The sequence below is a fragment of the Ensifer sp. EB106-05-01-XG146 genome, assembly GCF_058791875.1.
Genome location: NZ_JBYTDX010000002.1, coordinates 1,109,556 through 1,132,116 on the forward strand (window position 1 = coordinate 1,109,556; position 22,561 = coordinate 1,132,116).

The 22,561-nt window shown below is 60.6% G+C and carries 15 protein-coding genes, 3 pseudogenes and 1 riboswitch; of the genes and pseudogenes, 13 read left to right on the forward strand and 5 right to left on the reverse strand.

The features are described from left to right. The first annotated feature begins 45 nt into the window (after positions 1-45). From AC3WVQ_RS25180 to AC3WVQ_RS25205, 6 genes are read left to right on the forward strand one after another with little or no spacing between them, the layout of a single operon-like run. The gene (locus tag AC3WVQ_RS25180; protein ID WP_492383139.1) at positions 46-2,298 is read left to right on the forward strand and encodes a glycosyltransferase family 2 protein; all 2,253 of its coding nucleotides are present in this window, start codon (positions 46-48) and stop codon (positions 2,296-2,298) included. Beyond that, positions 2,295-3,140, forward strand: a complete 846-nt coding sequence (locus tag AC3WVQ_RS25185; RefSeq protein ID WP_060521064.1) for a class I SAM-dependent methyltransferase — start codon at positions 2,295-2,297, stop codon at positions 3,138-3,140. Before AC3WVQ_RS25180 ends, AC3WVQ_RS25185 begins: the two co-directional genes overlap by 4 nt. Further along, on the forward strand, positions 3,137-4,399 hold the full coding sequence (locus AC3WVQ_RS25190) for a glycosyltransferase family 4 protein (RefSeq protein WP_492383140.1): 1,263 nt from the start codon (positions 3,137-3,139) through the stop codon (positions 4,397-4,399). Before AC3WVQ_RS25185 ends, AC3WVQ_RS25190 begins: the two co-directional genes overlap by 4 nt. Positions 4,400-4,409: 10 nt before the next feature. Further along, the gene (locus AC3WVQ_RS25195) at positions 4,410-5,141 is read left to right on the forward strand and encodes a hypothetical protein (protein WP_492383141.1); all 732 of its coding nucleotides are present in this window, start codon (positions 4,410-4,412) and stop codon (positions 5,139-5,141) included. Between the two features lie 10 nt (positions 5,142-5,151). Beyond that, entirely contained in the window at positions 5,152-7,371 is a 2,220-nt protein-coding gene (locus AC3WVQ_RS25200; protein ID WP_492383142.1) for a hypothetical protein, read from the forward strand. Beyond that, on the forward strand, positions 7,368-8,669 hold the full coding sequence (locus tag AC3WVQ_RS25205; protein WP_492383143.1) for a glycosyltransferase family 4 protein: 1,302 nt from the start codon (positions 7,368-7,370) through the stop codon (positions 8,667-8,669). Before AC3WVQ_RS25200 ends, AC3WVQ_RS25205 begins: the two co-directional genes overlap by 4 nt. A gap of 27 nt (positions 8,670-8,696) precedes the next feature. Here the strand turns inward: AC3WVQ_RS25205 and thiD are convergent, their stop codons facing one another. Further along, a complete protein-coding gene (thiD, locus tag AC3WVQ_RS25210) occupies positions 8,697-9,572 on the reverse strand; it encodes a bifunctional hydroxymethylpyrimidine kinase/phosphomethylpyrimidine kinase (protein WP_192372314.1) in 876 nt (291 codons plus the stop codon). Positions 9,573-9,689: 117 nt separating this feature from the next. Then, positions 9,690-9,793: riboswitch (TPP riboswitch) on the reverse strand. Positions 9,794-10,027: 234 nt separating this feature from the next. Between thiD and rfbC the strand changes: the two genes are divergently transcribed. The 6 genes and pseudogenes from rfbC to AC3WVQ_RS25240 all read left to right on the forward strand — a co-directional run. Next, a complete protein-coding gene (rfbC, locus tag AC3WVQ_RS25215) occupies positions 10,028-10,591 on the forward strand; it encodes a dTDP-4-dehydrorhamnose 3,5-epimerase (protein ID WP_192357585.1) in 564 nt (187 codons plus the stop codon). A 35-nt stretch (positions 10,592-10,626) separates the two neighbouring features. Then, complete coding sequence (rfbB, locus tag AC3WVQ_RS25220; RefSeq protein WP_492383144.1) at positions 10,627-11,688, forward strand: dTDP-glucose 4,6-dehydratase; 1,062 nt, start codon at positions 10,627-10,629, stop codon at positions 11,686-11,688. After that, a complete protein-coding gene (gene rfbD / locus AC3WVQ_RS25225; protein WP_492383145.1) occupies positions 11,685-12,605 on the forward strand; it encodes a dTDP-4-dehydrorhamnose reductase in 921 nt (306 codons plus the stop codon). Before rfbB ends, rfbD begins: the two co-directional genes overlap by 4 nt. Continuing rightward, positions 12,602-13,480 carry a glucose-1-phosphate thymidylyltransferase RfbA gene (gene rfbA / locus AC3WVQ_RS25230; protein ID WP_492383146.1) on the forward strand — a complete coding sequence of 293 codons (879 nt, stop codon included), beginning with the start codon at positions 12,602-12,604 and terminating at the stop codon, positions 13,478-13,480. Before rfbD ends, rfbA begins: the two co-directional genes overlap by 4 nt. Before the next feature lie 1,147 nt (positions 13,481-14,627). Further along, positions 14,628-15,520: pseudogene (locus AC3WVQ_RS25235) on the forward strand (IS110 family transposase). Beyond that, a pseudogene (locus tag AC3WVQ_RS25240) lies at positions 15,447-15,920 on the forward strand (IS66 family transposase); the annotation flags it as partial. The pseudogenes AC3WVQ_RS25235 and AC3WVQ_RS25240, both read left to right, overlap by 74 nt. 107 nt (positions 15,921-16,027) lie before the next feature. Here the strand turns inward: AC3WVQ_RS25240 and istB are convergent. Both istB and istA read right to left on the reverse strand, forming a co-directional pair. After that, complete coding sequence (gene istB, locus AC3WVQ_RS25245; RefSeq protein WP_060521043.1) at positions 16,028-16,804, reverse strand: IS21-like element helper ATPase IstB; 777 nt, start codon at positions 16,802-16,804, stop codon at positions 16,028-16,030. A gap of 18 nt (positions 16,805-16,822) precedes the next feature. After that, positions 16,823-18,376: an IS21 family transposase gene (gene istA, locus AC3WVQ_RS25250; protein WP_492382697.1), complete on the reverse strand. Its 1,554-nt coding sequence runs from the start codon at positions 18,374-18,376 to the stop codon at positions 16,823-16,825. Between the two features lie 200 nt (positions 18,377-18,576). Between istA and tnpC the strand changes: the two are divergent. Next, positions 18,577-19,209: pseudogene (tnpC, locus tag AC3WVQ_RS25255) on the forward strand (IS66 family transposase); the annotation flags it as partial. A 285-nt stretch (positions 19,210-19,494) separates the two neighbouring features. Here the strand turns inward: tnpC and AC3WVQ_RS25260 are convergent. Both AC3WVQ_RS25260 and AC3WVQ_RS25265 read right to left on the reverse strand, forming a co-directional pair. Then, on the reverse strand, positions 19,495-20,808 hold the full coding sequence (locus AC3WVQ_RS25260; RefSeq protein ID WP_492383147.1) for an HlyD family type I secretion periplasmic adaptor subunit: 1,314 nt from the start codon (positions 20,806-20,808) through the stop codon (positions 19,495-19,497). Further along, positions 20,805-22,547: a type I secretion system permease/ATPase gene (locus tag AC3WVQ_RS25265; RefSeq protein ID WP_492383148.1), complete on the reverse strand. Its 1,743-nt coding sequence runs from the start codon at positions 22,545-22,547 to the stop codon at positions 20,805-20,807. The genes AC3WVQ_RS25260 and AC3WVQ_RS25265 overlap by 4 nt, the downstream gene beginning before the upstream one ends. Positions 22,548-22,561 lie beyond the last annotated feature (14 nt).

Genomic DNA, 22,561 nt, shown 5'->3' on the forward strand with positions numbered 1-22,561 from the left:
TCCTCCCGTGGGGCGCCCTCCCTTTTCGTCCTTCAGGAGTAGCGCGTGACGGCAGACGACCGTATCAGAAGCTTCGGCCTCGACTTCACAAGCGCCGCAGCATTCAGGCTCGGCTTCGACGTTGCTGTGCTGATCTGGGACGCACCTTCCGAACCTCCGGCAAAGACCAAATACGCTCTTTCCGCGTCGCGGTCCCTCGTCCCTCTCGTCAGCATGGCGCTTCCGCGCGCTCTAGGTGGCCAACGGATCTTCTGGGCGATGCGCCCCGGAACCGAGCGTGAGCTCGCCGAAATCGCCGCGGATGGCGCGGTTTTGCAGACGGTGGTTCTGGAACCAACCGCCAAGCTCCCGTTCCTCGATCTGGCGGCCCAGCTTTCCGATCTTAAGCCCGAAGGTCGTCTCAAGTTTCTCAACAATCTGTTGACGGTCTGGCGAAGCGCGTTTCGCCTGTCTCGTGACGAGTTCTTTATTGGCCTCGTCGATGACGTGATCCACGCCCTGAGCCTTGGGCAGCGCCCCGCAACCATCGCCTGTCGGCTCGCGCATGGACGCTATCTGGCAGAGACGACCGTCAATGCCGAGCTCGGCGAGATCAACGCCATCTATGCGCTCGGCGCCGAGGCAATTTTGCCGCTACCGCAGCAATTCGCCATCACCGGCCGAACCGAGCGCGGTCAGCGCCGCTGCCATTTCGTTCTTGAATCGCCGCGCGCGCCCCAGGCGCTCTCACTCATCATCATGGGAAAGCGCGGTATCGCCGTGCGCGAGCTTTCGCCGCGCGGTTCCCGATATCCCAACCTCCAGCAATGGTGGCCTGAGCACGGCGCAGCGCCGGGCTTGCGCGAGTTCGTCGTGCGGTCCTTGAGCGAGGTTCCGGAGAGCGGCACGGCGCTTGCGATCGACCTGCAGCTTCGCTCCACCCTGCCGGCAAGGCAGGCCGGCAAGTCCGCACTCCATCCAGGTGCTGAGATTGACCTCGCCCTTGCTATGTCGGAAGGCCTGCTCATCGGCGGATGGACGCGGGACGCGAACGGCGTCCTTGCCGGCATCGACTATCTCCAGGAAGACGGCACGGCCTTGCCGCTCGATGGCAACTGGTATGAATTTCCGGGCTGGGCCCGCGGCGCCGAAGAAGGCTCCAAGACCGACGTGACCGGTTTTGTCAGCTGGCTGCCGATGCGCGATCCGCTTGGTCCCCTTCTTCAGCCGCGCTTCCAGTTGCGGCTGGCGTCCGGCGCAGTCAAGCCGCTGGTGCCAAAACCGCAACCCTTCGATCCTGCAACGCAACGCAACCGCATCCTGCGTGCCGTTCCGCCCCAGCACGCCAACGATCAGGCATTCCGCACGATCCTTGCGCCGGCGCTGAGAGACGTGGAACAGCGGCTGGGCAAGACGATCAGGGTCGACCAGACCAAGGACTTCGGCCCGATGATGGCCGCGCCAATCGTCTCGATCGTCGTTCCCCTCTACCGCGTGCTCGACTTCCTGCGCTTCCAGCTGTCGGGACTTGCGACCGATCCTTTCGTCGCGGCCAACGCCGAGATCATCTACGTGCTCGATTCTCCCGAGATCCACGACGAGACGGAGCACCTGCTCGGTGGCTTCCATCTGCTTCACGGGCTTTCGATGAAGCTCGTGGTGATGAACCGCAACGGCGGCTATGCCCGCGCCTGCAATGCCGGCGCACGCTTTGCCCGCGGTTCTGTCATCGTCATGCTCAACTCGGACGTCGTGCCCTGTGGGGCCGGCTGGCTGGAAAAGCTTGCGCTGCCGGTGCTGAAGGAAAAGTCGATCGGCGCCATCGGCCCGAAACTGCTGTTCGAGGACGGCTCCCTGCAGCATGCGGGCCTCTATTTTGCCCGTAACAAGCAGGACATCTGGCTCAATCACCATTTCTACAAGGGCATGCCGGGCGCCTATGCGCCGGCGCAGGAAATGCGGAGCGTGCCCGGCGTCACCGGCGCCTGCCAGGTGATGCGCAAGGAGGTGTGGGACCTCGTTGGCGGCTATGCCGAGGACTTCGTCATTGGCGACTACGAGGACAGCGATCTCTGCCTCAAGATCCGCCAAGCCGGCTTCGACATCGTCTATGAGCCGGCAGCCTGTCTCTATCATCTGGAGCGGCGCTCGATCAGCCGCAGCCAGGATTACACGCGCGGCGTCGCCAGCCAGTACAATGCATGGCTGCATACCGAGCGCTGGAACCAAGACATTACCACCCTGATGCCATCCTACCTCGGCGCCGAAGAGGCGGCAGCGCCGAGCACCCGTAAGCCTGCCGCCAGGAGCGCCGCATGAACCAGCCCGCACTTCGCCACGCAGACAACCTGCAGCCGGCCTGGCAACAGAACGAAGACCGTATCGAAGGCATGCTTCAGACGGTTCTCACTAATCGTTTCTTGCCGCAGCCGGACCAAAACAGCGTCTTCGTCGGAGATGGCAACTACCGGGCTGTCGGCGCGGAGTTTCTCGGCCACTTCATCCGCATGGGCGGATTACAGCCGAAAAGCAGCGTGCTCGACATCGGCAGCGGCATCGGCCGCATGGCCGTTCCGCTGACTCAGTATCTCGATAGCGATCACGGGCGCTACGTCGGTATCGACCCGGTGGAAGGCGGCGTCACCTGGTGCCGTCAATCCGTCACGCCGGTCTATCCGAATTTCACCTTCCAGCATGTCGACATCGCCCACGAACTCTACAACCCATCAGGCAGAATCAACGGCAAGGCGCTGAAGCTGCCCTACCCCGATCGCCAGTTCGACTTTGCCATCATGACGTCGATCGTCACCCATCTGCCGCCGGACGAGGTGCTCGTCTATTTCAGCGAGATCAACCGGATGCTGAAGCCCGGCGGGCGGCTCTTCGTCACCGCCTTCGTGGTCGATAGCATCGCCGCGAAGGATGAACACGGCCGGCGGGATCCCCGCCTTGCCTTCGTTCGCAGCGGCGACGGCCCCTGCTGGTTCGTGCCCGGCCTGCCGCCGCTTGCCGCCGTCGGTTTCGACGACGGCTTCCTCGACCGGGCGCTGGAGCGGGCAGGCTTCACGACGGTCCTGAAATCGCTCGGTCACTGGCGGGGCCAAAGTGCCGGTCACTACCAGGATGTCTTCGTCGCCGAACGCCGGAGTGTGAGCGGATGAAGAAGCGTATTCTGGTCGCCGCGCACAACCATCCAGCACTTCACCCCGGCGGCACGGAGATTTTCGCGCACGACCTCTTCCGTGCCTATCAGCGGGCCGGTCACGAGGCGCTCTTCCTCGGCGCCACCAACCAGACCCACCGCCAGGTGCGGCCCGGCACGAGCTTTCAGGCGATCGGCCCCGAAGGCGACGAGGTGCTGTTGTGGTCCGGCCATTTCGATCGCTTCTTCATGAGCCAGATCGACCTCTATGGCGTCGTGCCTGACCTTACCGAGCTTTTGCGCGATTTCCGGCCGGATGTGGTTCACATCCACCATCTCCTGCTGCTTGGCGCCGAGTTTCCGCACATCGTCCGCCGCACCCTGCCCGACTGCCGGATCGTGATGACCCTGCACGACTACTACCCGCTTTGCCATCACGATGGGCTGATGGTGCGCACCAGCGGCAAGGAGCTTTGTCACAAGTCGAGCCCCGACCGTTGCCATAGCTGTTTCAAGGACATTCCGCTCGATCGTTTCGTGTTGCGCGAGCAGCATCTGAAAGCATTGCTCAGAACCGTCGATCGCTTCATCTCGCCGAGCCAGTTTCTGAGACAACGTTTCATCGACTGGGGTCTTAACGGCGACCAAATCGACGTGATTGCTAACGGCCTGCCGCCACGAGACGCGCCGTCGCGCAAGGGCCAGCCGGAGAACGATCGGCCGGTCTTTGGCTATTTCGGCAATCTCAATCCGTGGAAGGGCACGTCGGTGCTTCTCGAGGCTGCGCGGCAGCTAATCGACGAGGGCCTGCGTTTTGAGCTGCGGGTGCACGGGGGCGCCCCCTTCCAGGCCGACAGTTTCAAGGACGAGATCGCCCGGCTCTTCAAGAAGACGGCGCCTTCGGTCCAACAGCGCGGCGCCTACAGGCGCGAAGACATCGGCGGCCTCATTGCCGCTGTGGACTGCACCATCGTGCCTTCGATCTGGTGGGAGAACGCGCCGCTCGTCATCGGCGAGGCCCAGTCTCAGCGCAAACCGGTGATCGCCAGCAATATCGGCGGCATGGCCGAAATGGTGCAGGACGGCGTCAACGGCATCACCGTCTCACCAAACGATCCGCGTGCGCTGGCCGCCGCCATGCGCCGCATGGCGGAAAGCCCTGACCTTCGGCGCCGCCTTTCGGCCAATGCCCGCAAGCCCAACGATATCGATACCACTGCCCGGCGCTATCTCACGCTCATCGACGCGATCGAGCCCCGAGAAACCGTCGCCGCCTAGAGGGAAGACCATGTCTGTAGCAGCCGACAAACCGGACGTCGCACCGGAGCAAAACAATGCAAAGCCGCTGAAGGGCCGCGTGGACGCGATCGACCAGGGCCGCGTCTTCGGCTGGGCATTCGACCCGGAAACTCCGGAAAAGCGGCTTGCCATTCGCGTGCTTCTCGACGGCAAGGTGATCGCCGAGGCGCTCGCCGACCGCAACCGGCCCGATCTCAAGCGCAACGGCATTGGCGACGGCAACCACGCGTTTGAAATCGCGTTGCCCGAGATGGCGAGCGCGCGCAGCGGCGAACTCGTCGTGCTTGCGGCGACCGGCAAAGGCGGCGAACTGCCGCTTCGTGTTCCCAAGCCCGACGAACAGGCGGCCGAAGCGCTGATTGCAGCACCGCTTGCAAAAGTGCTCGACAAGCTCGACGTGCTGATGGCAGCGCAACGGCAATTGCAGGTCTCGCAGCGTTCCGCCCTGCGGTCGAAAGTTGACGACGGCGATGAAGCCGAAAGCCCCGGACTTGCAGCAATCAGCAATGATGTCGCGAACCTCCGCGGAGAAATCACCCAGCGACTGACCGATCTCGACGTTCATCTGATGCGGCTCGACGGTGTAATCGCGGGTATGGAAAAGAGCCTCAACGCACTGAAGCAGCGCTCGAATGGCGATTTGAAGCCGGCGTTTCTGCTTCTCTTTGTCCTTGCAGGCTTTGCGGCAGGCGCGATCCTTTCCGTCTTCCTTCGGACCTGAGGCGCATCTCATGCCCAGTACGGAACTCAGCCTGTCCGCAAGCCCTGCACCGCTTGGCCGCATTGCGCGCAGTGGACGGATCATCGCCTGCCCGATCGACGAAACACTGCTGCTCGTTATCGGAACCGGTGGCCCGATGGCCGATCAGTTGCCGGTCGAGATCAATGAAGATGCGTCAAGCCAGGTCATGGCGTCGGTCGTCGGCTGGCGGCTGGCGACACCCCAGTCTTCCGCCACGCATGGCTTTGCCGCGCTGTTGTCGGTCGAAGGTTCTGAGCGGCTGCCGACTACGCTGCGCTTCGGCAAGGCGGGTAACGGCAAGCGCTATATGGTTGCGCCACGCACCGTTTCGATCGGTGAAGTCACGGCGATGCTAAAGGATTTCGCCGGTCCGCAGCTGGTACACGTGCTCGGTCGTCTGGTGGACGTGCTTATCAAGCCGCCGCATGCCGATCAACGGCTCGCGGCCATTACGACCCTGCTTAAGACCGGAGCGGCGAGCGACGGATATATCGAACTGCTCGGCGAGGGGCATGATGGAACCATCGCCCTGAAAGGATGGGCGCACGACCTGCCCGCCGGCGTCTGCCGGGCGATCGTCAAGAGCGAGGATACCTTCCTTGCCGATTGCAACGTCGCCATTTTCCAGCGCAACGACGCGCCTGACGGCTCGGCCGGTTTTGTCGGCCTCCTGTCCGCAAACGATCTGCCCCGCGCGCGCGACATCAAGGGCATATTCTATCGCGGCCGCGGCGCCTGGCGTTATGCCGGGCTCCACGAACGCCGGGTCGTGACCGGTCCGCTCGAGACACCCAGCCATATCCGCGCGATGCTGCTCCAGAGCCAGAGCTCGCCGCAAGTCATGCTTCGCCTGCGCGATGCCGCGAGCGGATACGATGGCACCGAGACGATCTCAAGCCTTCCGGTTCCTGTCCGCCTTGGCGTGGATGCACTCTACCAGGGTGGGGATGGTGCCTTCCTGATTTCGGGCTGGCTTTTAGACCCTGATGGGCATGTTGAAAGCGTGCGACTTTGCCGACAGGGTGGCGGAGTGCGGCTGGACGCAGCCTGGACGCGCACCGAACGATCCGACGTCGAAGAGGCCTTCGTCGATCGGCCGGAATTCAAAAGCGCGATTTCCGGCCATCGCCGGTCCCATGGCTTTATCGGTCGCGTCGAGGCGCTTGGTGGCGAGGCGGAGGGACCAGTTCACCTCGAACTCACCCTCAGAGACGCCCGCCGCGCCTACATGCCACTTTTCCCCGTGCGGCTACCGGCACGCGCCGCCGCCCTACGGCTGCTTGGCTCGATCGATCCGACAAGCTGGGCCCTGCCCGATATCATCGACCGGCAGATCGTCCCGTTCCTGACGGCGGCGCGCAGCACCGCACCGACCATCGAGACCGTTGTCGACATGGGCCCCTTCGACCAGGCCGAGGGTACCGCCATCCTTCTTGTCGCCGGAGAAACCGAGACGGATTTCGCACCGCTTTTGGGGCTGCTCGCGCTTGATCCGCAAACGCGCCGGGCGCCGATTGCGCTCGTGCTCCAGGCCGAGCAGTTCCGACGGCACGCGGTCCACATCCGTCAAGTCTCCGAATTCTATCGCTTGCCGCTGCGGCTCGTCTCCGTCGAAGGCGCCGGCGATGCATGCGACCTGGCGCAAGCGGCCGCTGGGAGCACGAACAGCGATGCCGTCGTCCTGCTTTCCGCGTCGCTGACGCCAGCCAATGCCGGGTGGTATCAGGCACTCGTTGCCGGTTACGAGATAAAGACGGGAAGCATCATTTCGCCGACCCTTGCCTATGAGGATCACTCGATCCGCTGGGCCGGCAGCACGTCGCTCGATCGCCACGACCATCTTCAATCTAGCCGCTACGCCGGCTATCCTGTCGGCGCCGTCAATCGCCTGAAGCTGACCCGGGTCGCAACTGCATCGCTCGATTGCTGCATCCTGCCGCGTGAAGCGCTTATGGAGGACGCAGGTCTGTCGCCGACCTATCTCGGCGCAGCGCTGAAGGGCCTCGATCTCGCCCTTCGCCTGAGCGGAAAGGGCTATGAGGCTTACTGGCTTCCGTCCCTGCAGATGGTGGGGTCGGACGAGGTACCCGGAGCGGGCTCTGCCGCCACCGCCCGGTTCGTGGAGCGTGTCGACCGGACGCTCTTCCGCGCCCGATGGATGCCCGCCCCCGAAACCGCCCAAACATTCTTCGAGGAGACCGACGCATGAGCGAAAAACTCCGCGTACTCGTGGTCTCCCATGGCCACCCGACCCATTCGCTTGGCGGGGCGGAAATTGCTTCGCATGGTCTTCACAAGGCGCTGAACGGCCTGTCGGGTGTGGAATCGATCTACCTCGCCCGCGTCGGCAATCCGGTTCCGCGCCATGGCGCTTCCGCGCTGATGAGCCTGCGTCTCGCCATGGACGAAGTGCTCTACCACGCCGAAGACTTCGACCATTTCTTCCTGTCGAACGGCGATACGGACGCCATCCGCCGCGACCTCTTGCGGTTCGTCGGTGACATCAAGCCTGATGTCATTCACTTCCATCATATTCTCGGCTTCGGCCTGGAAGCGCTCTATGCCGTTCGTGATGCCCTGCCCAAGGCACGCATCGTCGTGACGTTCCATGAGTATCTGCCGATCTGCCACAATCACGGGCAAATGGTGAAACGCCCCTCGGGCCAGCTTTGCAACGGCGCCTCACCGATCAGTTGCCACACGTGCTTCCCCGAAATCCCGGTGTCGCGCTTCGTTCGCCGCGAACAGTTCGTGCGCGGCATGCTCAATCTCGCCGATGCCTTCATCGCGCCGAGTGCCTTTCTCGCCAACCGCTATGTCGAATGGGGTCTTGAAGCCGCAAAGATCTTCGTCATCGAGAACGGCATCGTCATGGGCGACAAGGCGCCAGCCCGCGAATTGCCGTCGCCGACGGCGCGACGCAACCGCTTTGCCTATTTCGGGCAGATGACGCCATTCAAGGGCGTTCACGTGCTGATCGACGCGGTATCACGGGTGCCCGACGACATCTGGGGCGATGATTCCTCGCTGATGATTTTTGGCGGGAACCTCGAGCGTCAGCCAAACGACTATCAGGAGAAGGTAGCGAAACTCATCGAGGACGCCGGTCGTCGCGTCCGCTTCTATGGCGCCTACCAGAACCAGGACATGCCAAGGCTGATGCGCTCGGTCGACTGGGTGGTAATGCCCTCCGTCTGGTGGGAGAACTCCCCTGTCGTTATCCAGGAAGCGCTGCATCACGGCCGGCCGATCCTGTGTTCAGACATCGGCGGCATGGCCGAAAAGGTTCGCGACCGGCTGGACGGCCATCACTTCCGCGCCGGGAGCGCCCAGGATCTGGCGGACCGGCTGATCGACGTCTTGGCCGCCCCGCGGGCATGGGACAATCTGCGTGCGACACTTCGACGACCGACGAGCCACGTCGATTGCGCACGCGAGCATGTGGCGCTCTATCGCAAGATGCTCAAGGGCGAGCAATCCGCCCTGCCCAGCGCGGCAGTGGCCTGAGGTAGAGTCGAGGCAATGCCAAACGGCTCAACCAGATCGCGACATACTGCCAAGAACGCCTTGGACCTCGGCGACGTTCGAAGGCCCATCGATCGACCCTCTATCGTTGCCCCACCAATGATGAAAATGATGCACTGGCCCATGCCCCTGGCCGATGGCCAGGCCGTCGGCCGCGACCAGCGCATCATGCAGATAGACCTTGGCTGCGACGACCGCGTCGTCAATCGGCTTACCTTTGGCAAGCGCCGAGGCGATTGCGGCCGAGAGGGTACACCCGGTGCCATGATCGTTCCTGGTTTCGATCCGCGGCCGCGACAGGTGCAGGACCGTTTCCCCCCTATAGAGGCTGTCGACAGCATCCCTGCCCTTGGCATGTCCGCCCTTCATCAGCACCGAACGCGCACCGAGCTTCAGAAGCATCTCGGCCTGGCGCGCGATCTCAGCCTCCGTTTCAGCGATCGCACGTCCGGTCAGCAGCGCCGCCTCGGGCAGGTTCGGCGTGAGAATGAGCGCCAGCGGCAGCAACTCCTCCTTGAGCGTCGCGATCGCGTCCGGGCGCATCAGGGGATCGCCGGAGGTTGCCACCACCACCGGGTCGATGACAGCCAGCCGGTCGTAGCGCTTCAGACCAGCTGCGATCACCGCGATCGTCTCGCGCCGCGAGACCATGCCTATTTTCACCGCTCCCACGGCGAGATCCGAAAACACCGCGTCGATCTGAGCCGCAACGACGGTCGGGGAGATATCTTCAACCGCAGAAACGCCACGGGTATTCTGCGCCGTGACCGCAGTGATCACGCTTGCGCCATAAACGCCGAGCGCAGAGAACGTCTTCAGATCCGCCTGGATGCCGGCCCCGCCGCCGGAATCCGAGCCTGCGATGGTGACGGCGATCGCGGTCATAGCCCCACCTCCTTGAGACCTGAGCCTTTTCGGTTTGAGTCAAGAACAGACACGAGCAAAGCGACCTCCCCGAAATGGACGGAGATCCGGTCGACAAGCGCAGAGACGGCTGGTGAGCAGAAGGGCCCTCGCCGTTCCTACGCCGGTATGATCCGGATCAGGTTCAAGGGTCTGGCTCACCGCCATCTCAGCACCGTGACAGTGCGCCCCTCGGCAGGAGGGATGCTAGGGGGGCATGGGCGGGGATGTCAATTGATAGATGCAGCGGATCCAAGCCGCATCTTTCCACACAGGCCCTGCGGACCAAGCGATCGAGAAAGAGGCCGTGGAATGGCACGTCCGCTTCGCGATCCCATTTTCCCGGGATCGTCAGCAATACAGACGCAACATATCGTTAGAACGCCACAAGCGCCGTATGATTTCGCGCACGGGAAACAACGATGAAGGACGATACGATGCGGATCGAAGAAACGGCCATTCCCTCTGTTTTCTTGATTAAGCCTAAGCGATTGGTCGATACGCGTGGCTACTTCGCCGAGACCTTTCGGGCTGATCAATTCGCCGAAATCGTCGGGACGCACTCTTTCGTCCAGGACAATCAATCGCTGTCGCTTGAAGCCGGCACTGTGCGCGGACTGCACTTCCAACTGCCGCCGCGCGCACAGGGAAAACTGGTTTCCTGTAACGCCGGCGCGCTCTGGGATGTGGCGGTGGACCTTCGCCGCGGATCACCGACCCACGGGAAGTTCGTGGCCGCTGAGCTTTCCGAAGAGAACGGTCACCAGCTCTGGATTCCGCCGGGTTTCGCCCACGGCTTCTGTACCCTGAAACCCGCAACCGTGGTCAGCTACAAAGTGACCGACTACTACAGTCCTGAGCACGATCGCGGGCTTCTTTGGAACGACCCAGAGCTCCGGATCAATTGGCCCGTATCTCCGAATTACGCCATCCTGTCTGACAAAGACAGGAACCAGCCAAGACTTTCCGAGCTTCAATCCAAGTTCGGATCAGAACTCTAGTCTCGATATTTATCTTAGAAGGACTTCACTGAGATATGCGTGTACTTGTTACCGGCGGGGCTGGTTTTATTGGTTCAGCGGTTATTCGACACCTCATTATCGACAAGGGATATGACGTGTTGAACGTTGATAAGTTGACCTACGCGGGAACCCTCAGCTCCCTTTTGCCCGTCGCAAACAACCCCTCCTATCGCTTCCTCAAAGCTGACATCAGCGATGGGCGAGCGATCTCGGAGGCCTTTTCCACCTTCGGACCCGATCGCGTCATGCATCTCGCTGCCGAGAGTCACGTCGACCGGTCAATTACCGGAGCAAGGGACTTCATCGAAACTAACGTTGTCGGGACATTCAACCTGCTAGAATGCGCAAGGGCCTATTGGCAGTCCATGGAAGATGAGGGCAAACGCAGGTTTCGCTTTCTTCACGTTTCGACGGATGAAGTGTACGGCTCGCTCGCGGATGACCAGCTCTTTTCCGAGGAGACGCGATACGATCCGAGCTCGCCTTACTCGGCATCGAAGGCCGCCTCCGATCATCTCGCCAAAGCATGGGCACGCACCTACGGCATGCCGATCTTGGTTTCCAACTGCTCAAACAATTACGGTCCCTATCACTTCCCCGAAAAGCTGATCCCGCTGACCATCCTGAATGCGCTCGAAGGCAAGCCACTCTCGATCTATGGCGACGGCACGAACATTCGCGACTGGCTCTTCGTTGAGGACCATGCCCGTGCGCTTGAGCTGATCGCCGAGCGCGGCAGAATCGGCGAAACCTACAATGTCGGTGGGCGCAACGAACGGCGGAACATCGATGTAGTCAGGCACATCTGCGCCACACTCGACGTGCTTGCCCCTGCATTCCGCCCCCGGGACGAGCTCATTCAGTTTGTCGAGGACAGGCCGGGGCACGATTTGCGCTACGCTATCGACGCGACGAAGCTGGAAGAAGAGCTCGGCTGGGCGGCGGAAGACAGCTTTGAAAGCGGGATGGAGAAGACGATCCGCTGGTATCTGGACAACGAATGGTGGTGGGCCCCTCTTCGCAAGGGATATGACGGCGTTCGCCTGGGTGCGCTGCATGCGGGTGTCGGGCAATGAACCAGATATCGCGCATCGTTGTCACCGGGCTGAACGGCCAGGTCGTTCAGTCGCTTGTCGAGCAGGGAAAGAGCCGCGGCGACTTCGAGGTGGTTCCGCTCGGTCGCCCGCAATTCGATTTGGAGGATCCAGGAGGCATAGAGGGGGTCGTCAGGGCAGCGGTTCCTGACGTCATCATCTCGGCCGCCGCCTATACCGCAGTTGACCAAGCCGAGACCGACAAGACCAGGGCATACGCAGTCAACGCGGTCGCACCGCAAGAATTGGCGCGCGTCGCAAAAGCCCTGAATATCCCGATCATCCATCTATCGACCGACTACGTCTTCGACGGGACAAAAACCATGCCATATACCGAAGGCGATACGGCGCGCCCGGTAAACGTCTACGGCAAAAGCAAGTGGGAAGGCGAGCGAACGGTCGCCGCCGCCACCGATAATCATGTCATTCTGAGAACCGCTTGGATCTACAGCCCGTTCGGCAGAAATTTTGTCCGGACCATCATTCGCAACGCCCGCAACAGAGCCGAGCTATCGGTCGTTACGGACCAGACAGGGAACCCGACATCCGCGCTGGATCTGGCAACCGCGATCATCGGTGTCGCGAAGAATCTGCTGGCATCAGATGACCTGGCACTGCGCGGCACGTTCCATCTGGCGGGAACTGGTGATGCGACTTGGGCCGACGTGGCGGAAGAAATCCTCGCCCAGTCTGAAGGGCTGGGCGGCCCGTTTGCCAAGGTCAACCGCATCTTGACGGCAGACTACCCAACTGCGGCCGCGCGGCCCTCAAACTCACGCCTGAACTGCAGCAAAATCGCGCGACACCACGGCATCACCCTGCCCCACTGGAAGAACTCCATCGAAGCCACCGTACGCCGCGTCATCCAGCACCAGACGGACCTGGAGGTGACGAAATGAAGGGCATTATTCTTGCAGGCGGAAGCGGTACCCGTCTGCATCCGATGACATTGGCAAGCTCGAAACAACTGCTTCCAATATACGACAAGCCGATGATCTACTACCCCTTGTCAACCCTGATGCTCGCGGGGATTCGCGACATCCTGATCATCACCACACCGCGGGACCTCCCCAGCTTTCAACTCCTGCTGGGCGACGGGTCGAAATGGGGAATCAACCTGAGTTACGCCGAGCAACAATCCCCCGATGGCCTTGCCCAGGCCTACGTAATCGGCGCCGACTTCGTTGCGGGCCATCCCTCATGCCTCATTCTCGGCGACAACGTCTTTTTTGGACATGGCATCACAGAGCTCTTCAAGCGGGCGATGGAACGCAAGGAGGGCGCGACTGTCTTCGCCTACCATGTCAGCAACCCGGAACGATACGGCGTCGTCGAATTCGACAGCGAGCTGAAGGCTGTCGCGATCGAGGAGAAGCCTGCCAAGCCCCGCTCCAACTGGGCCGTCACGGGCCTCTATTTCTACGACGAAGAGGTCGTAAACATCGCTGCCGACCTGACACCTTCCGCCCGGGGCGAGTATGAAATTACGGATGTGAACCGCGCTTATCTCGAACGGGGCAAGCTTCACGTCGAAAGAATCGGGCGGGGATATGCTTGGCTCGATACGGGTACGCCCGACAGCTTGCTGGAAGCATCAGAGTTCGTAGGAACCTTAGAGCGGCGACAGGGATTTAAGGTGGCTTGCCCGGAAGAAGTTGCGTATCGCGCCGGCTACATCGATGGTGATCAGCTGGAGACCCTTGCACGACGGTATGGCGAGACGTCCTATGGTCACTATCTGTCCAACTTGTTAGAAACGCCTGAGCATGCGTAAGCTGTCGCTTCAATCTAGTCGCCTTCGATAGCTATTCGAACGGATCGCTACGGCTGCCTATAATGAAACGCGACTTTCGAGATTGGTTCTCTCATGACGAATGAGGTCGCCACGGGCAAATCACATCCGATCGCGTTACGTAGTCGCGAAGAAGTGCGGCGGGCCTCCGAATCAAAAAGGCTCCCATTGCTTTCGGAGCGCAGGGAGCCTTCAGTCTGAGCGTTCGAATTCACAGACGCCGAGGAAGATATTCCGCTTATCGAAAAGAGCAAGCGAAATCAGAAATCCGCTGAGACCGTAAAATGTCTGTTTGGATGGCTTGTCCAGATTTGAGAGTGGCGCCTTGAAGATCGTCACAGCTCTAATATCCGAATTGCCCGCTACGGCGATTCGAGATGGTTGAATTGAACCCTATTGGGCAGCAGAACTGCAATTTTTCCGGCCGCTTGGCATAACGACAGACACCGGAAGAACAGTCTAGGGAAAGAACATACGGCCTTACAAGATCTACCGAGCAAGGATGCTGCTATCTCTGCTTCTTCATATCTGAATACGAAGAACCCTTCGGCGTCTGTCGCGAGATCGTTACCGCCCCTGCTCATGCCGAGCGCCTCGATGAGACTGAGATCTCGAGAGCCAAAGGCCTGCCGCTTGTTGGATTTAACAGCGCCCAGAACCGTAAACTGCCGAGGGTCGCGAACCAGGGTTATCTCGTCACCGGATTGAACCCAGATGTTTTCTGTAGGATTGTCGATGAGCGCGCTCTTCAAGACGGTGCCAGATTTGTTCCCTCGGGTTACAGTGACAAACGTGTCATAGGTCTCACCGCGTACACCTCCCGATTTCGTGATTACGTCAGTGAGCTTCTCGCCTGCCAGGCTGAGCGGAACGACAGAAGCAGCGTTGACCGCGCCGGTGTCCGTGACGTTGCGCGATGCGGTGTCCAGCGAAGTGACAATGACGTCAGGCTCAACGGCGTACCCCTCCGGTGACGGCCGCCTTGCTGAGTTAGGCTGAAGGCTGCAAGTCCTAGTGCAAGCACTAGACCGTATGTTCGTCGCGTGAAGGCGGCTCGTCCCGATTATGCTGCGTGCGGGGATTGCTCTGGATGGGCCAGAGCGGAGCCCCAAGCTTAGCGAGGGCGAACATGAAGGAAAATAACGCAATATTCGTCGGGCTGGACGTTTCAAAACTGAAGATTTCCGTCGCGGTCGCGGAGGGAGAACGCAGTGGCGAGGTCCGTTTTCTGGGCGAGATTTCCTCAAAGCCCGCATCAGTGGCTGCGTTGGTCCGCAAGCTCTCCAAGCCCGCGCGTACACTTCACTTTTGTTACGAGGCGGGTCCTACAGGTTACGGTCTCTACCGCCAGATCGTGGAATTGGGACATGAATGCGCTGTAATGCTCCGTCCCTTATTCCCAAGCGCCCAGGCGACAGGGTGAAGACAAATCGTCGGGATACAATGAGCTTGGCACGGCTGCATCGTGCGGGCGAATTGACGCCGGTCTGGGTTCCTGACGAAAGCCACGAGGCTATGCGCGATCTGGTGCGTGCACGCGATGCGGCTCAAGAAGCCGCTGAAGCAATTGCGCCAACAAGCTCCAGTCCTTTTTACTTCGTCACGGCCGCATTTATACAGGGCGCAAGCCGTGGACACGGGCGCATGCCCGCTGGCTTAATGGCATATCTAGGCTTGGTGCCGTCAGAAAGCTCGACGGGCGAACGCATCAAACGTGGCGGGATCACCAAAGCGGGCAACATCCGGGCGCGCCGCGCACTCATAGAAGGGGCTTGGACATATCGCTACCCGGCGCGTGTGAGCCCGACGATCCAGGCTCGGCTTGTAGGCCTGCCGAAGGTGGTCCGGGACATAGCGTGGAAGGGACAGGTGCGGCTTTGCACGCGTTATCGCCGGCTAATCAGCGCCGGCAAGGCAAAGACAGTCGCGGTAACCGCTATCGCGCGGGAAGCCGCCGGTACCCTTCCATGTGACGCCGCGGGGCTTCGCCGGGCCGAACCTCTTGGCAATGATCCTGTTTGAGAAGTTCGGTCAACATCAGCCGCTGAACCGGCAGAGTGAGCGCTATGCCCGCGAGGGCATCGACCTCAGCCTCTCGACGCTCGCCGACCAGGTCGGGGCCTGCGCCGCGGCGCTGAAGCCGCTGCATGGGCTGATCGAGGCGCATGTACTTACCGCCGAGCGTCTGCATGGCGATGACACCACCGTGCCGATCCTCGCCAAAGGCAAGACCGACACGGGACGCATCTGGACCTATGTCAGGGATGACCGGCCGTTCGGTGGGCAGTCGCCGCCGGCGGCGCTCTACTATGCCTCGCGCGATCGGCGACAGGAGCACCCCGAGCGTCATCTCAAGAGCTTCACCGGCATTCTGCAGGCCGACGCCTATGGCGGCTACAATCCGCTGTTTAAGGTGGATCGTGTGCGGATTTCGGATTAACGGGACAGCGATTCCGGTAAATCCCGGACAGTCGTTTCACTAAATCGCGGACAGTCTCGCGGGATCGACTTTCGTTCGCCTGGTTGATGTCATTTGTTATTGATTTCGGCGTTTCGCGTTTCGGTCAAGAGCGAGGTTTGCTTTTGCTTCCTCATGCTATCGCCTTCGAGCGCAATTCGGTGAGAGTTGTGAACGATGCGATCGAGGATGGCGTCAGCGATGGTTGGTTCGCCGATCATCTCGTGCCACTGCGCCACGGGGAGTTGGGCGGTGATCAGAGTTGATTTCCTGCGGTAGCGCTCTTCGAAGATTTCCAGGAGATCCAGCCGCTGCTGATCGCTGAGCGCATGGGTTCCCCAGTCATCCAAGATGAGCAGTTGAACACGTGCGAGCTTGTCGACCAATCGAGGGAACCGACCGTCGAGGCGCGCCAGTGCCAAATCCTCGAAGAGACGAGGCATTCGGACATAGAGAACGGAATAATCGAGGCGGGCTGCTTGCCGTCCGATGGCACAGGCAAGCCAGGTTTTGCCGGTTCCCGTTTGTCCGGTCAGGATCAAGTGCTCATGGGCTTTGAGCCATTCGCCTTGTGCCAGGGAGAGAAGCTGTCTGCGGTCAAGGCCGCGATGGGCGGCGAAGTCGATGTTCTCGATGCAAGCGTCGGGGAAGCGCAATTTGGCGATTGCAAGCCGGTTGGTCAGGCGCTTGTCACCGCGCACGGCCATCTCCCGGTCGAGCATCAGACCCAGCCATTCGTCGCGGTTGAGATCGCTGCCCTCGGGCTGATTGGCCAGTTCACGATAAGCTGCTGCCATGCCGGATAGACCGAGTGCGTGCATCTGGTCGAGGGTTGGATGTGTGAGCATTCAAGTGTCTTCCTTTCTTCACTGGTAATAGGAACTGCCGCGGATGTTGCCATGCGGCGGGGCTGGCTTGACCGGCTCGGCGGCTGGTGGAGCTTGATCGAGGCCGGATTTGAGGATGGTGCTGACGGAGGAATAGCTGGTCGCATTGATCGTCAGCGCCCGATCGCACGCGGCTTCAAGACGCTCAGGTCCGTACCGGCGCGCGAGTGATAGAACGCCTTGAGCGGCGCGGTATCCCTGCTGGGGATGGGGCCTGTCGCGCATCAGCCGTTCGATCAGGATCGCAGCGTTGCGGCCAATCTTTGCGGCCTGCTTGATCAGGCTCGCCGGGGTGGTGTTGGCATAGTGCTGATGCGTCTTGGGCATGTGTTCGTTGACGGTGACGTGACCAGCCCGCTGCGACGTCCGGCGGTGACTGGCGACGCGTTGGTGATCATGGAAGACCTCGACGATCCGGCTTGTGAGCCGGACATCGACCTGGCGGCCAATCAGGCGGTGCGGCACGGAGTAGAAGGCCTTATCGACCTCGACATGATAGTCGGGATGAACCTTTGCCGATTTCCATTCGGAATATTCGAATGGCGTTGCTGGCAAGGGGGCGAGCGCGTCGCGTTCGATCGCTTCGAAGAGTTGATGTCGGGATTTGCCAACACGCCGCATCGGCCGGTTATTGAGATCGTCGAGGAGCTGGCTGATCCGCACATTGAGATCAACGAGGCTGAAGAAGCGCTCATTCCTCAGTCGCGCCAGGATCCAGCGCTCAACGATCAGAACGCTGCCTTCGACCTTGGCTTTGTCCTTCGGCCGTTTTGGGCGGGTCGGCAGGATCGTCGTGTCGTAATGTTCGGCGAATGCTGCAAAAGTGGCGTTGATGGTCGGCTCGAACCACAAGGGCTTGGCAACGCCGGCCTTGAGGTTGTCGCAGACGATCGCTTTTGTTACGCCACCGAAGAAGCTCAAAGCCCGTTGCTGACCCTCGATCCAGTCTGGCAGCCGTTGAGTGAAGCTCGCATAGGCGAAGGTGTACAAAGAGGCCGGCAGAACCGCGACGAAGATCTGCGCCGGCCGGATCTCGCCCGTCGCCGGATCAATGACGGGGACGGTGTGACCAGCATAGTCGGTCTGCATCGCCGCGCCGGCGGTGTGGCGATTGCGGAAAGTGGCGCTGGCGCGCTGTTCGAAAGCGGCGAAGCGCTCACAGAACCAAGTGTATCCATAACCGTTCGGGTGCCGCTCGCGATATTCCTGCCACAACAGCGTCAGCGTCACGCCCTTTCGCTTCAGTTCACTGGCGATCTGGCTCCAGTCAGGCGCGTGCATATCCTGGGGCGGGCGGCCGCGACGATGGAACAGGCGACGCTGCAACACAGCGTCCTCGTCAAGGCCAGGCGGCAACGGCCAGCCCGTCAGCCCGGCCTCACGCGCCCGCAGCAGGTAGGTCGAAATGGTCGTTTTGCTGATCTTCAGCCGTTCCGATATCGCACGAACCGAAAGCCCCTGTTCGTGCGTCAGTCGCAATATCGATCGAATGTCCTTCACGTCAGTAAGTCTCGCCTGCTTCCGTTTCGCCATTCCCCGCACCCCTCTCAAATCGGGGTCCAGAATGGCAAAACGGCGCGTGCGAAAGTCGATGTTTTAATCGCCGAAAGACTGTCCGGGATTTACCGGAATCGCTGTCCGGGAATTAGCGGAAATGCTGTCCCGGATTTAGTGAAATCGCTGTCCGGGATTTAATGGAAACCCTGTCCGCGAATTACCGAAACCCGCAGGATCGTGATCCTGGTCCGTTGACCCAGGCACTGTGTTGGGCGCATTCGCGACGCAAGTTCTTCGTGCTTGCCGACATCGCCACCAACGCCAAACGCGGAAAGCATGCTGCCGCGATCTCGCCGGTTGCCCTCGAGGCGGTCAAGCGCATCGACGCGCTGTTCGACATCGAGCGCGACATCAACGGACTTTTGGCCAACGACCGGCTGCAACGACGTCAGCAGGACAGCCGTCCGCTCGTTGATGAGCTTGAGGTCTGGCTTCGATCTGAGCGAACAAAGCTGTCGCGCAGTTCACCGGTCGCCGAGCCGATCGATTACATGCTGAAGCGCTGGGACGGCTTCACATCCTTCCTCAGCGATGGCCGGATCTGCCTCACCAACAACGCCGCCGAACGGGCGTTGCGCGGCTTCGCTCTGGGCAGGAAGGCATGGCTCTTTGCCGGCTCCGACCGTGGTGCTGATCGCGCCGCCTTCATGGCAACGCTGATCATGAGCGCCAAGCTCAATGACATCGATCCACAAGCGTGGCTCGCCGATGTGCTCGCTCGCATCGCCGACACCTCGATCACCAGGCTCGAGCAATTGCTCCCGTGGAATTGGCAGCCACCGAAATCCCGACAACATAAGGCTGCTTAGCCTGCGGCCCTGGCCGGATGGTTACGCTCTGTCACAATCCGTCTTGAAGAAGGCGCGTCTGACGCCCGGATCGCCGCTGTCGTGCGTGCATCCGCAGGTTCGGCATGATTTTTCCATCGAACCGTGTGCGGATCATGGTGTCGACCAAGCATCAGCAAGTCAGCAAGTCGGCCGTCACCGGAAGGTGCGGTCAAACACCGCTTACTTAATTACCGGGCGAAGTCAATTTTCGGACTGTGGAAGGAGATGCTAATGTCGAAGACTTGAACGCTCCGAGCTTAGGGTTCATTCCTCCCGGAATGTCCGATGCAGCTGGTCCAAGAGTGGTTTTACAAGATAAGAAAGTACGGTTCGGTTGGCCCCATGCATGAAGACTTCAGCAGGCATACCAGGATACATGGACAAATTGTCGGCCGTTGCGGGGTGACCTTTGAAGGGTCGGATCTGAACGGAATAGTAGCTAACACCTGTTGCTTTATCGGTGACGAGATCAGGTGCAATTGTCTTAATCTGTCCACTCACTTCCGGAGTAGTCCGCTGATTAAATGCAGTAAATCGAATACTAACAAGCTGACCCGCCCGCACTTGGTCAATGTCTTTCGGCGCCAACCGCGCTTCTAACTCGAGACCCGCATCGGTCGGGACAATCTGCATCAGCGTTTCGCCCGGATTGATCACACCGTTCACGGTATGCACGGCGAGTTGATGCACCCGGCCGGAAATAGGCGCCACGATATCGAGCCGGCGCAGCTGATCCATGGCAGCTGTACGCCGCTCCTCGAACTCGACAATCCTCACCTCGGCCTCGGACAGCTCTTTCGAAACTTCAACTCGCCGATCTTCGTCCAGCTGGAGCATCTGCAGGTCGATCTCGTCGGATCTTCCGCGCACCTGCGCCCTGGCAGCGAGTTTCTGACCACGGTCCCCCTCAAGCTCAGCCCGCTGACGCTTCAACGCCGTCACGCGCTGGATTGGTGTCAACCCGTTCCGATAGAGCGCTTCGACACCGACCAATTCGTCAGCGATCAGCGACAATGCATCGTCTATGGCTCGAAGCTGAACGGTGAGCCCCTCACCCTCATCGGCGAGTTGCGCCTTACGTGACCGGAGTTGTTCCTTCATGCCCGAGAGGTTTGCCATTCGGTTGATCAAAAGCTGGCGTTCGCTTTCGATGAGGTCTTGAGACGAGATGCGCGTCCCAACAGCATCGAGCCCAAGATCGAAATCCACCATCGTGCCGCTGGAGCGCTCTACCAAAAGGCGCGCGCGCCGCGCATACAAATGAGCAAGCGAACTTTCTATAACCTCGAAATTGGATCGAACCACAGTGCTGTCCAAACGAAGCAATATCTGTCCGGCATCGACCGCCTGGCCTTCGGCGACCAGGATCTGCCCGACGATGCCTCCCGACAGGTGCTGGACCGACTTGGCGTTTCCTTCTACGGTCACGACCCCGCTCGCAACCACGGCGTACGACAACTCTGTTGTATAGGCCCAGCCGGCGACCCCACCAACCAGTGCCAAGGCCAAGGCGTAGATCGCTAATATGTGAACTCTTAGCGTCCTGAAGCTACTGCTCGGGCGTCCTTCACCGGTCATGCGTTTTCGCCCTGATTGTCGCCCACGACCTTAAGCGCGCCACCCCGTTCTGAATGTTGGGGCCGTCCTTGCCGCAACACGGCAGCGAGGACTTGATCTTTCGGGCCTATGGCCTGCGCGCGGCCGTCACTCATCATCAAGACAAGGTCCACGCTCTCAAGCGACGAGGGTCGGTGAGCTATGACAATCACGATACCGCCGCGCTTGCGAACACCTGCAATTGCTTCAATGAGCGCAACATCGCCCTCGGCGTCGAGGTTCGAGTTCGGCTCATCCAACACCACAAGAAATGGGTCGCCGAAGAGTGCGCGCGCCAATGCGATCCGCTGGCGTTGACCAGCAGAGAGCGCTGACCCTTCTTCACCAATCTCTGTCCCGTAGCCATTGGGAAGGCGCAGAATAAGGTCGTGCACGCCTGCTGCTTGAGCAGCTCGCACAATCGCCTCGGGATCTTCCGGCTCGGAGAAACGGGCAATGTTCTGCGCCACAGTGCCGCCGAACAACTCCACATCCTGCGGCAGATATCCAAAATGGCTGCCAAGGTCGTCCGATCCCCACTGATCGAGGGCGGCTCCATCGAGACGAACCGCACCGCGGTGTAACGGCCACACCCCGAGTATCGCACGAGCAAGCGATGACTTACCGGACCCACTTTGGCCGATTACGCCCAACGCACTGCCTGCAGACACTGAAAAACTAACGTCCTGCACGATGATGCGCCCCGCCGAGGGAGGCCCGCTGCTCACACCCTCAAGCCTCAAGCTATTTTTTGGGGCAGACAGGGCCATTGGCTTGGGTTGTTCCCGAAGGGCGACAAGGAACTCATCGAGGCGCCGCCAGCTTTGTCTTGTTGTGACAAGGTTGCGCCAGTTCCCGATAGCGAGTTCCACTGGCGCCAACGCTCGGGCGCATAAAATTGAGCCGGCGATGATGATTCCAGCTGACGCTTTGCCCTCGATCACGAGAACCGCCCCAACGGCCAGCACACCCGACTGAATGGCCATCCGAAACATCTTGGAGGTCGCACCATACCGGTTCACGACGTCCGATACGTGCGTGTTGAGCCTGCGCACCTCGCTGCCGACCTGCTCCCAACGAGCGGCCAGTGCTGGAATCATTCCCATGGATTGAGAGACTTCTGCATTGCGCTGCGAGAGCTTCGCAAGTGCATTTCTCTGACTGACCGCTTCGGTTGCCTTGGCAGCTGCTTTCTGCATGCCCCGGTTTGTCAGAAATGTCAGAAGTAGGAGTATCAGGGCGCCGGCAATTGCCGTGAAGCCGATCGCCGGATGAAACAGGAAGCAAACCGCGATGTAGATCGGCAACCACGGGAGGTCAAAAAGCGCGGCCGGCCCGGAGCTCGACAGGAAGGATTTGACCTGGTCAAAGTCCCTCAAAGCCTGGAGCCCGTCGCCATCCATTTTCGCGCGCAACGGGGCTGCGACCAGAGCGCGGAACACGGAGCTCGTCAGGCCCTCATCAACTACCGCGGCGATGCGGATAAGCATGCGTCCACGAAAAACCTCGAACGCGCATTGGAACGCGTATAGGAGGGCCGCAAGGAAGCTGATTGCTATGAGCGACGGGATGCTATGACTGGGCAGAACCCGATCATACACCTCCAGCATAAAGAACGAGCCGGTCAGGTAGAGAATGCTGATCAAAGCGCTGGCAACGCCAATCGCAATGAAGGCTGACCGACAGTTTCGGAGCAAGTCACCTGGACGCTCAGCCTTCATTCCATGACCCTGAA